At 67.7% G+C, this 15,510-nt stretch carries 16 protein-coding genes; 8 read left to right on the forward strand and 8 right to left on the reverse strand.

The window, feature by feature from the left end:
* Nucleotides 1-25: 25 nt before the first annotated feature.
* From ACFWPK_RS10790 to ACFWPK_RS10805, 4 genes are all read right to left on the reverse strand, one after another.
* Nucleotides 26-952, reverse strand: coding sequence for an ABC transporter permease (locus ACFWPK_RS10790; protein WP_378914401.1), 927 nt, complete (start codon nt 950-952; stop codon nt 26-28).
* Nucleotides 949-2,010, reverse strand: a complete 1,062-nt coding sequence (locus ACFWPK_RS10795; RefSeq protein ID WP_378914545.1) for an ABC transporter permease — start codon at nt 2,008-2,010, stop codon at nt 949-951. Before ACFWPK_RS10795 ends, ACFWPK_RS10790 begins: the two co-directional genes overlap by 4 nt.
* A 110-nt stretch (nt 2,011-2,120) precedes the next feature.
* Nucleotides 2,121-3,683: an ABC transporter ATP-binding protein gene (locus ACFWPK_RS10800; protein ID WP_378914402.1), complete on the reverse strand. Its 1,563-nt coding sequence runs from the start codon at nt 3,681-3,683 to the stop codon at nt 2,121-2,123.
* Nucleotides 3,684-3,688: 5 nt separating this feature from the next.
* A complete protein-coding gene (locus tag ACFWPK_RS10805) occupies nt 3,689-4,681 on the reverse strand; it encodes a BMP family protein (protein ID WP_378914403.1) in 993 nt (330 codons plus the stop codon).
* 159 nt (nt 4,682-4,840) lie between these two features.
* Between ACFWPK_RS10805 and ACFWPK_RS10810 the strand changes: the two genes are divergently transcribed.
* On the forward strand, nt 4,841-5,551 hold the full coding sequence (locus tag ACFWPK_RS10810; RefSeq protein WP_378914404.1) for a GntR family transcriptional regulator: 711 nt from the start codon (nt 4,841-4,843) through the stop codon (nt 5,549-5,551).
* A 16-nt stretch (nt 5,552-5,567) separates the two neighbouring features.
* On the opposite strand, the gene ACFWPK_RS10815 is transcribed toward ACFWPK_RS10810, so the two are convergent.
* A complete protein-coding gene (locus tag ACFWPK_RS10815; protein WP_378914405.1) occupies nt 5,568-6,713 on the reverse strand; it encodes an LLM class flavin-dependent oxidoreductase in 1,146 nt (381 codons plus the stop codon).
* Nucleotides 6,714-6,799: 86 nt separating this feature from the next.
* Nucleotides 6,800-7,672 carry a LysR family transcriptional regulator gene (locus ACFWPK_RS10820; protein WP_378914406.1) on the reverse strand — a complete coding sequence of 291 codons (873 nt, stop codon included), beginning with the start codon at nt 7,670-7,672 and terminating at the stop codon, nt 6,800-6,802.
* 71 nt (nt 7,673-7,743) lie between these two features.
* Here ACFWPK_RS10820 and dapA point away from each other — a divergent pair, with 71 nt between their 5' ends.
* Together dapA and ACFWPK_RS10830 are read left to right on the forward strand one after the other, a co-directional pair.
* Complete coding sequence (dapA, locus tag ACFWPK_RS10825; RefSeq protein ID WP_378914407.1) at nt 7,744-8,634, forward strand: 4-hydroxy-tetrahydrodipicolinate synthase; 891 nt, start codon at nt 7,744-7,746, stop codon at nt 8,632-8,634.
* Between the two features lie 86 nt (nt 8,635-8,720).
* On the forward strand, nt 8,721-10,253 hold the full coding sequence (locus ACFWPK_RS10830) for a DHA2 family efflux MFS transporter permease subunit (RefSeq protein WP_378914408.1): 1,533 nt from the start codon (nt 8,721-8,723) through the stop codon (nt 10,251-10,253).
* A 94-nt stretch (nt 10,254-10,347) separates the two neighbouring features.
* Here ACFWPK_RS10830 and ACFWPK_RS10835 read toward each other — a convergent pair whose 3' ends face one another.
* Entirely contained in the window at nt 10,348-10,779 is a 432-nt protein-coding gene (locus ACFWPK_RS10835; protein WP_378914409.1) for an SRPBCC family protein, read from the reverse strand.
* Between the two features lie 296 nt (nt 10,780-11,075).
* On the opposite strand from ACFWPK_RS10835, the gene ACFWPK_RS10840 reads away from it, so the two are divergent.
* The 5 genes from ACFWPK_RS10840 to ACFWPK_RS10860 are packed head-to-tail and all read left to right on the forward strand — an operon-like array spanning nt 11,076 to nt 14,972.
* Nucleotides 11,076-12,455 (forward strand): sensor histidine kinase, encoded by a 1,380-nt coding sequence (locus tag ACFWPK_RS10840; RefSeq protein ID WP_378914410.1) that lies wholly within the window; start codon nt 11,076-11,078, stop codon nt 12,453-12,455.
* Entirely contained in the window at nt 12,433-12,846 is a 414-nt protein-coding gene (locus ACFWPK_RS10845) for a roadblock/LC7 domain-containing protein (protein ID WP_378906014.1), read from the forward strand. Before ACFWPK_RS10840 ends, ACFWPK_RS10845 begins: the two co-directional genes overlap by 23 nt.
* A complete protein-coding gene (locus ACFWPK_RS10850) occupies nt 12,843-13,193 on the forward strand; it encodes a DUF742 domain-containing protein (protein ID WP_378914411.1) in 351 nt (116 codons plus the stop codon). The genes ACFWPK_RS10845 and ACFWPK_RS10850 overlap by 4 nt, the downstream gene beginning before the upstream one ends.
* Entirely contained in the window at nt 13,168-13,770 is a 603-nt protein-coding gene (locus tag ACFWPK_RS10855) for an ATP/GTP-binding protein (protein ID WP_378914412.1), read from the forward strand. The genes ACFWPK_RS10850 and ACFWPK_RS10855 overlap by 26 nt, the downstream gene beginning before the upstream one ends.
* On the forward strand, nt 13,767-14,972 hold the full coding sequence (locus ACFWPK_RS10860; RefSeq protein WP_378914413.1) for a cytochrome P450: 1,206 nt from the start codon (nt 13,767-13,769) through the stop codon (nt 14,970-14,972). The genes ACFWPK_RS10855 and ACFWPK_RS10860 overlap by 4 nt, the downstream gene beginning before the upstream one ends.
* Before the next feature lie 21 nt (nt 14,973-14,993).
* Here ACFWPK_RS10860 and ACFWPK_RS10865 read toward each other — a convergent pair whose 3' ends face one another.
* Nucleotides 14,994-15,389, reverse strand: a complete 396-nt coding sequence (locus ACFWPK_RS10865) for a nuclear transport factor 2 family protein (RefSeq protein WP_378914546.1) — start codon at nt 15,387-15,389, stop codon at nt 14,994-14,996.
* Nucleotides 15,390-15,510 lie beyond the last annotated feature (121 nt).

Here is a 15,510-nt window from a genome sequence, read left to right on the forward strand (position 1 = left end):
TGGCTCCTACGAAAGTAGTGGCAGGTCAAGAGGTTCGGGCGAAGGCGACGGTGAGGTCGCGCGGCGAGCGGCTGTTACCGACCAGGCCGCTGACGGCGACGATCGCGATCAGGTAGGGCAGCATCACCAGCAGGGCGAACGGCACGTCGACACCGAGTGCGGGCAACGCGAACTGCAGCGCCTGGGCGATGCCGAAGAACACCGATGCCCAGATCACCCCGAGCGCGCGCCAGCGGCCCGCGATCACCGCGACCACGGCGAGATAGCCGATGCCGCCGGTCATGTTGTCGCTGAACGAATGCACTTCCGAGAGCGCGAGTTGCGCACCGCCGAGGCCCGCGGCGAACGCGGCCAGCAGCACGCAGCCGTAACGGACGGTTCGCACGGACAGACCGGTGCGGTCGGCGGCGACAGCGTCTTCACCGATCGCGTCGATGACCAGGCCCAGCTTGGTGCGGCGGGAGAACACGAACGCCAGAACGGCGACGACCGCGATGCACAGATAGCCGAGTGCGGTCTGCCCGAACAGGGCTGGTCCGATGACCGGGATGCGGTGCAGCAGAGGGATTTGCAGCAGGTCGAAGCCCGGCACGCTGTGCCCTTTGCCGTCGGCAAGAAGGAGCCGCGCACCGTAGGTGGTGGCGCCGAGCGCAAGCGCGTTACTGGCGATGCCGACGACGATCTGGTCGGCGCGCAAGCCGATACTCCAGATCGCTTGCAGCGCACCGAAGATCAGCGCGGCGATCACCGCAGTGGCGGCACCGAGGACCGGCGAACCGGTGGTGACGGCGCCGAGCACACCCGCGAACGCGCCGGTCAGCATCATCGCCTCGAGGCTCAGATTGAGCACGCCCGCGCGCTCGCTCACCAACTCGCCGCTCGCGGCCACCAGGATGGGCAGGGTGAAACCGATTCCGCTGGTGGCGATGTCGGTGACCGTGTCGAGGCTCATCGCGGCGCTCCTGCCAGATCGGCGGTGTCCACTGAGGGAACCGGTTGTGGTGCAGCGGGTTCGGACTTGCGGACGCTTCTGGTCCAGATGGCGGCGCCTGCGATGAACACGATCATCAGCGACTCCACGACGGCGATGGTCGAGGCGGGCACGTTGGCCGCCAGTTGCAGGTTGATCCCGCCGGAAACGAGGAAGCCGAGCAACAGCGAGACCGCGACGACCGCCGACAACGAGCCGCGGGCGAGCAGGCCGACCACAAGGCCGGAGAAGCCGTAGCCGGAGGAGAATCCTTCGGCGAGCACGAAAGGCGCTGTCGCCACCAGCAATCCGCCCGCCACACCGGCGAAAGCACCCGCGCTCGACAGGCTCAGGAAACGCAACCGCTGGACGGGGAGCCCGAGCCGGGCGGCAGCGTCGGGATTGAGCCCGACTGCGCGCAGACGGGTGCCGAGCGCGGTGTGGCGCACCAGGATCGCGGTACCGAGTGCCGCGATCACCGCGATCCACAAGGCGATGGTCGCGGGGGAGCGTTCGATGCCGAGCAGCGGAAGATGCGCTGCCGCGGTGAGCTGCTCGGATTGTGGGAGCGTCTCCGAGGAGGTCACCGGCTGACGCAGCAGCGCGGGCTCGTGCACGACGAGCAGGACCAGCGCCAGGCCGACGAAGTTGAGCAGCAGCGTGGTGATGATCTCGCTGGTGCCGCGCCGGACCCGCAGATACGCCGCGATCGCGGCCCACAGCCAGCCCGCGGCCGCGGCGCCGATCAGGACAGCGGGCAGGGTGATCGCCGTCGGAGCGCCGGTCAGTGTGGTGCCGATCGCGGTGGCGGCGATGCCGCCGGCGCAGATCTGCCCCTCGCCACCGACATTGACCAGCCCGGCGCGGTGCGCGATGGTGAAACCGACCGCGACCAGCATCAGCGTGGCCGCGACATTGAGCGAGGCGCCGATGGCGTAGTCGCTGCCGAACATCCCCTCCCACAGCGCGGTCATCGTCGCGCCCGGTGCGGCGCCCGCCACGGCGGCCAGGATCAGACCGATCACACCGGCGGCGACCATGGCCGCGGCGGCGACGACGATCGGCTGACGCACCCACTGCCGCAGGTCGATCCGGCCGAGTCCGGCCGCGATGGCCGATCGCCGCGCGGGGCGGTTCTCGTTCGCCGCGGTCATGCCGAAACTCCCATCATCATTTCGCTGATCTGTTGTGCCGCTGCGGGGTCGGAGGTTTCCACCGGTCCCGCGAGTGCACCTCGATAGGCGACGAACACCCGGTCACACAGGGCGAGCAGCTCGGGCACCTCGCTCGAAACCACCAGCACGCCGCAGCCGTCGGCGGCCGCGCGGCGCAGCTGGGTCAGCACGAAATCGACTGCGCCGATATCCAATCCGCGCGTCGGCTGGGCGGCGACGAGGCATCGCAGGTTCGCGGCGGACAGCTCGCGGGCCAGCACCACCTTCTGCTGGTTGCCGCCCGAGAGCGAGCCCATCCGCACCCACGGTCCCGCCGCTCGCACATCGAACCTGTCGAGCTCGGTCTGCGCCGCGCGGCCGATGGCTCGTTTGTCGAGCAGGCCGAAGCGCCGGAATCGGCCGAGTCGGCCGAGGAAGAGGTTCTCGGCGATGGTCATGTCGGCGACCATCGCGTCGCGATGGCGGTCCTCCGGGACGACACCGAGTCCGAGTTCGGTGCGGGTGGCGGGGCGCGCGGCGGTGATGTCGGTGCCGTCGAGGGTGACGGTGCCGCCGGACGCGGGGGTGCTGCCCGCAAGGACCGCGACGAGTTCGCTCTGGCCATTGCCCTCCACGCCGGCGATGCCGACGATCTCACCGGGGCGCACCAGCAGGCGCACCTCGTCGAGTACGGTACTGCCGTCGGCACGTCGCGCGCTGAGTCCGTCCACTGCGAGCACGGGGGTCGTGTCGAGCGAAATCGTCTCTTTCGCTGCAGGTTTCGGTGCCGCCGACGCGGCGTCGATGCCGAGAGTGGCGGCGACCGTTGGGTCGAGGTCGGCAGCGGTGCGCCCCACCATGGCGGTGAGCAGCCCGGCGATGCTCGTGTTCGACATTCGTCCGCCACCGGCGATCGTGCCGCGTCGCAGCACGGTCGCGGCGTCGGCGACCCGGGCCACCTCGCCGAGTTTGTGCGTCACCAGGACCACCGCCTTGCCGTCGGCGGCGATGGCGCGGCAGGTGTCGATCAGTGCGTCGATCTCGGACGGATCGAGCACTCCCGTCGGTTCGTCGAGCAGGATCAGCGCCGGATCGCGCAGCAATGCCTTGACGATCTCGACCTTCTGCCGTGCGCCGACCGGCATCGTGGCGACCTGCTGGTCGAGATCGATGCGCAGGCGGTAGCGCCGGGCGATCTCGTCGAGCCGGTCGGTCAGGTCCTTGCGCCGCATCCGGAGTCCGTGCTGGGTGAGCAGCAGGTTCTCCGCGACGGTCATGGTGGTGACCAGGCTGAAGTGCTGGTGCACCATGGCCACACCGGAGGCCATCGCGGCGGCGGGGGAGTCGGGCCGGAAAAGGTTGCCGCCCAGTAGCATTCGGCCGGAATCGGGACGGTAGCCACCGAACACGAGATTGCACACCGTCGACTTGCCCGCGCCGTTCTCGCCGAGAATGCAATGGACAGTGCCGGATTCGACGGTGACGTCCACATCGTGCAGCGCCTGCACGTCACCGAAGCGCTTACCGACCCCGTGCAGGGTCAATGCGGGAGTGCTCATGGTGCTCAGTACGGCTTGACCGCGCCGGTGGACAAGGCCGTTTTCGCCTTCGCGAGTGCGTCGACGACTCCGGAATCCTTGCTGCACAACACGAAATCGGTGCCGTCGTTGGGCGAGGTCAGACCGAATCGCACGTTCTCGGCCTTCCAGGAGTTGTCGAGCGCGGCATTCACCGCGAACTCGACCTCGGCGCCGATATCGGTGTGCACATAGCCCAGGTACACGGGGTTGGTGCAGTCACCGGGGATCGGGCCGCCGACCATCGTGGCGCCCGACTGGGTCGCGGCCTGCTCCATGCCCGCCTTACCCAGGTTCACGATCTGGCCGAGCGTGCCCGCGCCCGCGCCGTAGTCGGCCAGTGCGGCCTGCTTGGCCTTGGCGGGATCGTTGAAATCGCCGACATACTGCGGGGTCAGTACCTTGACGTCAGATTTGGCGAAACGGGCGCCGTTGCTGAAAGCGTTGGCGGCGTTGACGATCGCGGGCAGCTCGACACCACCGACGAAGGCCACCGCACCGGACTTGGAGCCCGCCGCCGATACCGCGCCGCTGAGGAATTCGGCTTCGGCCTGCTGCGGGTCGTAGTAGGCGAGATTGGCCAGGGGCTTCGCGTCGGCCGGGCCGCCGATCTCGACGAACTTCACGTTCGGGAACTGCGGCGCCACCTTGCGCACATCGGCGTCGGTCTGGCCGCCGAGCGAGATCACCAGGTCGTTGGTGGAGGCGAAGCGGACCAATGCCTGCTGGTAGTCGCTGGCGGCGACCTGCTCGACCTTGCTGAGTTCCACCTTGTCGCCCAGCGTGTCGGCGATGCGCTGGTAGCCGAGATACCCCGACTGCATGAAGCCGGTGTCCGACAGCGAGCCGGGGAAGAACACACCGACCTTCAGCTTGCCCCCCGATGCCGAGGTGTCGGCGGAACCGCAGGCCGACAGGAGAGCAGCGGCGGCGAGGGCGGCCGAGCCGAAGGCGATCGCGCGCCGAGTGGACTTGTGCACGGGGTACTCCTTGTTCGAACGAACCGCTCACTTAGCGGTATACCGTTAAGTGTCAGCCTGGGGCTCGTAGATGACAGGCGGATTACGGAAAAGTAAGAAACGGTCGCATGCCGCGAGCGGGCTACCGTTGTGGGCGTGCAGGAGCAGAAGGATGATGCGGTGGCAGACGAACCGGCGAAGAAGTCGCTGCGGGATCAGGCCTACGAGGAGCTGCGTGACCGGATCATCGATCTGCGCTTGAGCCCCGGTCAGCGGCTGGTGGAACGCGACCTCGCCACCGAATTGGCCATCTCGCGGATCCCGCTGCGCGAGGCCCTGCAGATGCTCGAACGAGAAGGTCTGGTGGTGATCGTGCCGCGGCAGGGCGCGATCGTCGCCCCGTTCACGGTGACCGATGTGCGCGACCTTTTCGATGTTCGCGAGAGCCTCGAGGTCCTCGCGGCCCGCCTCGCCGCCGAGCGCGCCGAGCCGGCCGACCTCGCCGCCCTCCGTGCACAACTGACCGCGGCCCGACAGGCAACCGCCCGTGGCGACCAAGCCGCGATCGCCGCCGCGAACGCCGGATTCCACGCGGTCATCGTCGAGGTCTCCGGCAATCCGCTGCTGCAATCGTTATTGCGCCCCTTGGAATCCCGAGTCCGCTGGCTGTTCCACCTGACGAAGGAACGCGACCCGGGCACCCAATGCGACGAACACGAAGCCCTCTACGCCGCCATCGCCGCCAACGACCCCGACTCGGCGGCCGAAATCGCCTATCGCCACGTGGCTTCCGGTCGTGAACCCAGTCTTGCCCTGTCGGCGCAATGGTCCATGCCCACCATCGACCCGGTGTCGGCTACCCGCACCCGCCAGCGCGGCAAGAGCGCCTGAAATACCTTGATCGGTGTCACAACCGGCGGACTCCGCGCGCGACCTTGGCGAACGATGACCCGGTTCCCAGTCCTGTCCGCAGTCTCGGATGGCACGCGCCGAGGTCGACCATCACGGCGTAGGTCAGGCCGTGGTCGCGTCGTTCGGCGAACTGGTCGAGCACCTCTTCCGGTGTGCCGACCTGGAAGACATCCCTGATCAACGACCGGGGTGCGCGACGACCGTACTCCAGCGCGGTGGCTTCATCGATGGTCTGCGGGAGAATGTCCTGTGCACCGGAGAACGTGGGGCCCAACGGATGTTCGACACCGTGGCGTGCCCAGGCCTGCGCGGACGCGGCGAGCGCGTAGGCGCGGATCACGGCCGAGTCGAGGATCTCGTCGACGATCGTCTGCGACTTCGCGGTAATGATCCAATGCCATCCGGCCGCTCTGACCGCAGCCGGGTCGCGCCCCGCATCGGAGGCCGCGGTCTGGATCGTGTCGAGCTTGTCGCGGTATTCGGCCGGGCTGCTCGGAAAGGCAGGCAGCCACGCGTCGGCGAATCGACCGGTCAACCTGAGCATGCGCGGCCCGTGCGCCCCCATCCAGAGCTCCGGTCGGGTGCCGCGGTGCGGCGGCAGCGCGAAAACCGCGTCGCGCAAAGGGAAGAATTCCGAATCCCGGGAGATCGGCTCACCGTTGGATTCCCACAATGCCCGAATCGTCGCGACAGCTTCCTCGAAGCGCGCCACCGGGCGTTGCCAATCGACACCGTAGGGCTCATTGTTCTCGCGTTCCCCCGGACCGATCCCGAGAATAGCTCGGCCGCCGCTGAGTAGATGCAAGGTCGCGGCGGCCTGTGCGGTCACCGCCGGATGCCTGCGACCGGCGTCGGTGACGCCCACCCCGAGCCGCAGCCGACTCCACCGGTTCCGTGCCGCCGCGCGCCCGAGCAGGGTCCACGGTTCGTAGAACGCGTCCGCGGCGGGGGCGATCCGCGCGCCGCCGACATGGCTCGGCTTCCACACCGACGAGGGAAACAGCCCGATCAAATGGTCGATGACCCACAAAGAGTCGGCACCGGTCGTCGCGGCGACGAACTTCGCGGTGCGCTGGGTGAAATCCGGCGCATAGCGGGAATGAAGGCCTGGATCGACAATTCCGGTCTTGACTCGTGCCATGGGTTTCTCCCACTACTCGATGCCGCTCGTCCGGTCTCCACGCGACCACCTCGATTGTCCCACCGGTCGGCGAGAGTCGGGTATCGCTATCCCGCGGCGTGCAGGGCGACGCGGGCGGCGTGGATGGCGGGATGTAGGCCGGTGCCGTTTCGGTAGACGAGCTGGGTGTGGCGGCGGATCGGCAGGGGAGTGAGGGTGATGTGTTCGGGAGGTGCGTAGAGGGCAAGGGCGGGGACTATCGCGGTGCCCGCGCCCGCGGCGACGAGGGTGAGAACGGTGTCGAAGTCGTCGGCGTGGTGGCGGATGTGGGGGGTGAATCCTGTTGCCTGACAGGCTCGGATCGTCAAGGTGTGGCACAGGGTGCCGGGAGTTCCCGCGATCCAGGCGGATCGGCGGTGCGCGGCCAGTGAGTCCTTGGTGGGCACGGGGTTTCGTGTGGCGAGGTAGACGGTTTCGGTGTGCAGGGGTTCGGTCTGCAAGGACGCGTCGGCGTCGGCGGGGACCAGGTCGTAGTCGTGGGTGAGCGCGATGTCCAACGTGCCCGCGCGTAAGGCGTTCGGGATGTCGGCGGGGTCGATTTCGGTGACGGTGAGTTCCAGGCGCGGATGGTCGGTGCTCAGGGTGACCAGGGCGGGGGACAGCAGGGTACGCGCGGCGGTCGGGAAGGTGCCGATGCGCAGGGTTCCCGCCAGTTCGTCACGGGTGCAGGACAATTCGGCGTCGGCGTGTTCGAGAGCCGCCAGGATGGTCTCGGTGTGGCCGACCAGGAGATGGGCGGCGGGGGTGAGAGTGACGCGGCGGCCCGAGCGTTCGAGCAGCGGGACGCCCGCTTCGCGTTCGAGGGCGGTGAGCTGCTGGGACACCGCCGAGGGCGTATAACTGAGCGACTCGGCGACCGCGGCGATGGTGCCCCGGTGGGCGAGTTCACGGAGCAGGCGAAGTTTGCGGACATCGAGCATCAGTTCAGCTTACGGTCGACGTTATGAATGTGAACTAGACCTGATGATAGGTCCGGCTCGATGATGGAGCCATGACATCGCTACACGGCCTCTTCGTCCCGCTGATCACGCCGTTCACCGCTGACGGGGCACTCGATCCCGCCGCACTCGAACGCCACGCGCACGCCGTCCTCGACGGGGGCGCGACCGGCCTCGTCGCGCTCGGCACCACCGGGGAACCCTCCGCGCTCACCGGCGCCGAGCGCGCCCGAGTCCTCGACATCTGTGCGAGCGTCTGCGCCGACCGCAGCGCACCACTGATCGCCGGTGCGGGGGGCAACGCCACCGCCGAATCGGTCCGGGCGATCGCCGAACTCGCGCGGCCCGTCGCGGCCGTGCTGGCGGTGGTGCCGTACTACGTGCGCCCCAGCGAAGAAGGCGTGATCGCGCACTTCACGCAGCTGGCGGCGATCAGCCCGGCTCCGCTGATGGTCTACGACGTGCCGCACCGCACAGGGCGCCCGCTGAGCGGGAGCACGCTGATTCGTCTCGCGAACACACCGAATATCGCCGGCTTCAAACACGCCGTAGGCGGAATCGACGCGGCCAGTGTCGAATTGATGGCCGCACAGACTCCGGCGACGGTGCTCAGCGGCGACGACCGATTCGCCTCTGCCCTGCTCGCCCTCGGCGCGCACGGCGCCATCCCGGCTGCGGCCAACATCGCGCCACGCGGATACGCCGATCTCATCGAGGCCTGGCACGCCGGTGACGTCGTCCGGGCCCGCGCGATCGGTAACAGCCTCGACGCACTCGCCGCGGCCCTGTTCGCCGAGCCCAACCCCACCGTCATCAAGGCGGTACTCGCCGAGCGTGGCCAGATCTCCAGCGCGGCCGTTCGACTGCCGATGCTGCCCGCCTCGCGTGCCGCGACCGAGGCGGCGCTCGTGGCGAGCGAGGCTGCGACGATCACGAGGGTGTGACAGCGAGGTCTCGGTATCGACGGCGCCGGGATTACGAACAGTAGATTTCACTGGTCTTCGGTACCGAAAAGTGCTTGGGTTAACCGGTGACGAAACCTCCGGATATCGGTGCTGCCGCGCCCGATCGCACTCCCGACAAGTTGGATGCCGCCGTGCTGAAGGTGGCGGGTGTCGTCGTCCTCGGTGCGGTGATGTCGATTCTCGACATCACCGTCGTCACCGTGGCGATCCCGACCTTCATGCAGGACTTCAACGCCTCCGTCGAGGTCGTCGCCTGGACCATGACCGGCTACACCTTGGCGCTGGCCTCGGTCATCCCGATGACGGGGTGGGCCGCTGACCGCTTCGGCACCAAACGCCTCTATATGGCGGCGCTGACCTTCTTCATCATCGGGTCGGTGCTGTGTTCGATGGCGTGGAGTATCGAGTCGCTGGTGGCGTTCCGCGTCATCCAGGGCATCGGCGGCGGCATGCTGATGCCACTGGGTATGACGATCATGACCCACGCCGCGGGCCCGCAGCGGATCGGTCGCGTGATGGCGGTGCTCGGCGTGCCCATGCTGCTCGGCCCGATCTGTGGCCCCATCCTCGGTGGCTGGCTCATCGACGCCTTCAGCTGGCACTGGATCTTCCTGATCAATCTGCCGCTCGGCATCATCGCGCTGATCCTGGCCTATGTCGTGTTCGCTCCAGACAAGCCCAAGCCGTCGGAGTCGTTCGACTTCGTCGGTATGCTGCTGGCCTCGCCGGGCCTGGCGCTGTTCCTGTTCGGTGTCTCCTCCATTCCGGAGAAGGGCACCGTCATGGCCGCGCGCGTGCTGATTCCGGCGATCATCGGCGCTGCGCTGTTGGTGGCGTTCGTGTTCCACGCGCTGCGCACCGAGCATCCGCTGATCGACCTGCGGCTGTTCTCCAACCCGTCGCTGCGCTACTCCGTGCTGACCATGTCGCTGTTCGCGACGGCGTTCTTCGGCGCCGGTTTCCTGCTGCCGAACTACCTGCAACAGGTACGGGGTGAAACGGCGTTCGATTCCGGCTTGCTCATGGCGCCACAGGGTATCGGCGCCATGCTGACGATGCCGATCGCGGGATTCCTGGTCGACAAGATCGGCCCCGGCAAGATCGTCATGTTCGGCATCACGTTCATCACCATCGGCCTCGCCGGGTTCACTCAACTGGGCGCCGACACCTCGTACCTGCTGATCGGTGGCGCGCTGTTCGTGATGGGTCTCGGTATGGGCGCCACCATGATGCCGGTGATGACCGCCGCCATCCAGACGCTCTCGCACGCACAGGTCGCACGCGGTTCGACCCTGATGAACATCGTCAACCAGACCGCGGCGTCGATCGGCACGGCGACGATGTCGGTCGTGCTGGCCGCCCAGCTCAACGATCATCCGGAGGCCAAGGCCGCGATCGGAGCCACCGCCAGGCCCGACCTCGCCGCGCAGATTCCGCCGTCGGTCATCGAGCAGGGACTCGAGCTGGCAGCGAAAGCGTTCAGCAACACCTACTGGGTCACCGTGATCCTCGCAGCGCTGACCCTGGTCCCCGCGTTCTTCCTACCCCGCAGCAAACCCAAGGCTCCGGTCGATGCCGAAGCCTCGATGATGATCTGACCCTGCCACCCGAAAGCCCGGACGCCGACGCCATGTTTCGTCCGGGCTTTCGCGCACCACTCAGCGGAACGCTGTTTACACGGGAAACGCGATCTCAACCGTAGAGCTTGACGAACGTCTCGAGCGAGCGTTCGATATCGCCGCGCAACGCCTTGGCGATGCTCGAGCCGATGGGGCCGAACAGCGGTGCGCCGCCCAGTTCGATGTCGAGGATCACCTTGGAACCGATGCTGCTCGGTTCGACGCGCAGGCTGAGGCCGAACTTGGTGCCACCCATGCCCTTGCCGCTGAGGGCGAGCTCGCGCGGCGGCTCGGCGGCGCGCACGGTCCAGGTGACCTTGTTGCGGAAGCCCTTCACGCTGGCGATGCCGACGAGGACGGTGCCCGGCGTCAGTTCCTCGGGCAGCGTGCCGCGCCACGCCTCGTGAATGGACAGCCAATCGCCGAGGTGCGGAAGGTCGGACGCGTGCGCCCATGACTGGTCCGGCGGGACGGGGACATCGACGGAGAGCTTCAGTTTCGCCACGCCGGGGATGTTATCCGGTACCCGGGGTTCCACAAGCGGCGGCTCGAGACATAGCGAACCAGAATAGATCAGCCGTCCAGTAGTGTGGCCTGTTTCGAGCGGGAATTATGATGTCTGACAGGATGATCCGTGTCGCGATCGTTATGCGTGCTGCTAATGTGTGCGAGTCGCTGGAAGCGGGGCGTGTGAATCGGGTATCCGAAATCACCCCGCGGTAGAAGGCGAATGCCTCGGCGGGCCGGCCGGCGAGGGCCACCGGCAACAGTGCCGTGTGGTCGAGGACGACGAAAGATCTGATGAACTCAGGAATCGCGGTGCTGTTGCTTGTCATCGGTGCGCCGCTGTTACTGCTCGCGATCGCGGTCAGTGTGTTTGCCATGCGGAACGAGCGCCGACAGCGGCAGCGGGCCGATGCCGCCATCCGTGAGCGCATCGCCTGCGAGAACGCCTTGATGCAGCTGGCGCAGACCACACTGCCCGCGATCACCACTGCCGTGCGCCGACACGAGATCCCGTCGGTCGTCGTGGATCTGCCGGTGGAACTCGGTGATTCGCAGTTCGGCCAAGCGCTGCAGTGGATCGCCACGGGCCATGCCGAAGATCTGCGTGTGGTCACCGAGGAAACCAGGGCGATGGTCGAACGCTTTGTCGAGCAACGCCGCGTGAGCGATATTCAGGCCGCGCAGGAGCAGACCCGCGGTGAGCTCTCGGCGTCGTCGCGGGCGGCTACCAGCGCCGCGGTGCGCTCGTTCGGCACCTCGGTGGTGAGCCTCGGCACCGACCTCGGCCAGGTCGTCAGTGCGGCGCTGCGCGAACATCGCGACGACGCGATCTACGAAACGCTCACCCGGATCGACCACACCGTGCAGCAGATGATCCGGCAGGCGCAGTCCTATGTGATCGTCTCCGGCGGTCTGCCCGGTCGTCGATGGCCACAACAGTCGCTCACCGATGTGGCGGGCGGCGCCACCGGGCGGGTCAGGGAATTCCTGCGCGTGCGGGCGTCGCAGTCCGACCGGATCGTGATCAGCCGCGCGGTCGAACCGCTCGTGCACACCATGGCGACCCTGCTCGACAACGCGCTGCGCTACTCGCCGCCGTCGTCGTTCGTCGAGATCGGTTTCCAGGAGGGCCATCACGGCGTCACCGTGATCATCGACGACGCGGGCATGCGCATGAGCCCCGAGCAGCTCGAGGACGCGCGCCTGGTGCTCAGCGGCGAACGCCCGGTCGATATCCACGATCTCGGTCCCGCACCGAAGGTCGGCTTCCCCGGCATCGCCGCGCTGGCCCGGCGCTACGGATTCTCCGTACACGTCGACGGTCCCAATATCTTCGGTGGCATGCGGGCCATGGTGTATGTACCGTCGGCGCTGCTGGTGAGCGGGGACGCACCGCGCCTGCCCGAGCCCGAACTCGCCGCGCCCGCCCACATTCCCGTACCGGTCGCCGAGATCGAATCGCCCGGTGCCGATGTCCACGAGATCACCAGCGGCGGGCTGCCCAAGCGCCGCCGCAGACCGGTTGCCCCGGATTCGGCGGGGGTAACGATCGAGTCGGGGCAGGCGCGTCCCGACCTCGCCGCTGCCTGGCGCAGCGGATCCCGCAGCGGTCGTGCCGCTGCGGCCGAGCGAACCACGGAAGGAACAGCCGATGAGCACACCGGTAGCCGATAGCACCAACCGATTGGCGTGGCTGCTCGAGGATCTCGAGATCCCCGGCGTCCGCTTCGCGGTCCTGCTGTCCGAAGACGGACTGCGCATCGCCCACTCCCGTGGCGTGGTCAAAGACGACGCCGAACGGTTCGCCGCGGCCGCCTCGGGCCTGCGCTCGCTCGGTAAGGCGCTCGGTGAATTCTGTGGCGGCCCGTCGAATACGGTGCGCCAGAACATGACCGAGTACGACGAGGGCATGATCATGATCACCGCCGCCGGAGCGGGCGCGCTGCTCGGCGTCGCGACCACCGCCGATGTCGATGTCGCGCTGGTGGCGCATCGGATGAACGAACTGGCTTCGCGCGTCGGACACGAGATCGGTAGCGCGCCCCGCCTAGGCGGGAGGAATTGAGCCGCGGCAGGCGCGATCCCGACCTGGTGCGGTCCTATGTGCGCACCGGCGGGCGGGTGCGTGCCGCGCATGACCTGGATCTGGTGACGCTGGTCCGGTCCGCCGACGACGCGCGTCCCGACCACCGCCCCGACGAGCGCCGCCTGCTGGCACTCACCAGCCGCCGCGGCGCGCTGTCGATCGCCGAACTGTCGGCCTATCTCGACCTGCCCGCCTCCGTCGTGAAGATCATCGTGTCCGATCTGCTCGACAGCGGCCACCTGCACTGCCCCACCCCGGCACAGGTGAAGCCGGAACTCGCACTGATCAAGGAGGTGCTGCATGGCCTCCGCGCCATTGCGGGATGAGGTCGACTACGTCGCGGAAACCGTGACACGGTCGGTGAAGATCCTGGTCGCAGGCAATTTCGGTGTCGGCAAAACCACCTTCGTGTGCGGAGTGTCCGAGATCAGGCCACTGCGCACCGAAGAAACGATCACCGAGGCCAGCATCGGCGTCGACGACATGGCCGGGCTTGGCACCAAGGTATCCACCACTGTCGCACTGGATTTCGGCCGCATCACCCTGAATCCCCAGCTGGCGCTGTATCTGTTCGGCACGCCGGGTCAGGAACGGTTCGCCCCGCTGTGGGAGGAACTGGCTCGCGGTGCCCTCGGTGCGCTGGTGCTCGTCGACACCCGGCGCATCGAGAAGGCCGACGACGTGCTCTCGGCGCTGGAACAGCGTGGCGTGCCGTACGCGGTGGCGGTGAACGAATTCGAGGGTTTCCGGCGCTACCCGCTCGAGGAGGTGCGCGAGGCACTCGACCTCGCCCCCGAGACCCCGGTGATCGCGCTCGACGCACGTCGCCGTGACCAGGGTCTGCGCGCACTGATCACGTTGGCGGAATACCTCTTTCGCAGACAGGAAGCAACAGCGTCATGACGGTCGATATCGCCGCCGACGAGCGGGTGGCGATGTGGGCACCCGAGTTCGCCGCCGATCCGCAGGCGGCCTACCAACGGATGCGGAGCCGGTTCGGCTCCGTGGTGCCGGTGGAGTTGTCGCCGGGCATCCGGGCCACGCTGGTGATCGGCTATCACACCGCCGTGCGCATCCTCAACGACCCGGAGCACTTCCCGGCCGACCCACGCATGTGGGAACGCGACATCCCGCTGGACTGCCCGGTGCTGCCGATGCTGCAGTTCCGGCCTGCCGCGCTGCGCACGACCGGCGCCGAGCACACCCGGTACCGGCAGGCCAATGTCGCCGGGATCGCCGGGGTCGATCTGTACGCGATGCACAGCACCGTCGAGCAGTTCGCTATCCCGCTGATCAACAGCTTCTGTGTGACCGGATCCGCGGACCTGTTGAGCCAGTACGCGTTTCCGCTGGTGTTCCAGGCGCTGAACTCGATGCTCGGGTGCACCCCCGAGATCGGGCAGCAGGTCGCCACCGGGATGGCGCAGATCTTCGAAGGTGACGACGCCGAGGCGGGCAACAACCTGCTCGCCTCGGCATTGGCGGATCTGGTGGGGCTGCGTCAGCGCGAGCCCGGTGACGATGTCGCGACCCGTCTGCTCCAGCACCATGCCGCCCTGTCCGACGAGGAAATGGTGCATCAGCTGCTGGTGCTCTACGGCGCGGGCATCGAGCCCATGCTGAACCTGGTGGTCAACACGTTGCGGCTGATGCTCACCGACGACCGGTTCGCGGGCAATGTGCTCGGCGGCAGCCTGTCCACCCGCGATGCGCTCGACGAGGTGCTGTTCACCGACCCGCCACTGGCCAACTTCTGCATGACCTACCCTCGTCAGCCGATCCTGGTCGACAACACCTGGCTGCCCGCGCACGAACCGGTCGTCATCAGCATGTCGGCGTGCAACAACGATCCGGCGATCGCCGGGCGCGACGTCGTCGACAACCGGGCGCACCTGGCCTGGAGCGCGGGTCCGCACGGCTGTCCGGCCAAGCCGGTGGCGTACCTGATCGTGCAGGACGCCATCGACCAATTGCTCGATGCCCTCCCGGAATTGGCCCTGGCCGTGCCCGTCGAGGACCTGGTGTGGCGGCCGGGCCCGTTCCATCGGTCGCTCGCGGCGTTGCCCGTGAGATTCCCGAAGACACCGCCGCTGCCGATGCCATGACACCGGCGAACGCGCTGTGGCTCAGGCGATCTCGGAGGGCACGCTCAGCGCGGCCTGCATGGCCACGCCGTCGACGTAGGTGTGCTTCTCCTTGACCGCGCCGTCCTCGACAGTCACCATGTCCGCGATATCGACATCGACGGTGCGGCCGGTGACGGAGGTACCGGACAGCTTCCATCGCACCACCCAGAAGTCGTCGCCGACGCGCAGGTCGACCTGGGTGAAGGTCAGGTCGGGGACGAGGGCGAAGTTCGCCGCCGCGGCGGTGCGGATCTCGGCCCGCCCGTGCGCGGGTGCGCCCCCGGAGTGCAGGTGGAAGACCGAATCGGGCGTGTGCAGTGCGGCGATCCGGTCGGGGTCGCGCTCGGCCCAGCAGGCGTGATAGCGCTCGAACAGATCCTTGGTGGCATCGGACATGGTCGCCAAGCCCTTCCAATATACAAACAGGATGACTGTATGTTCCCGAATCGGGTGTGGCCGGTCAAGGGGCGAAGGGCCTCGAATCCGCCGCGGCCGTCGTCCTGCCCTAGACTTCGAC

The organism is Nocardia sp. NPDC058519 (assembly GCF_042719755.1).
GTDB lineage: Bacteria > Actinomycetota > Actinomycetes > Mycobacteriales > Mycobacteriaceae > Nocardia.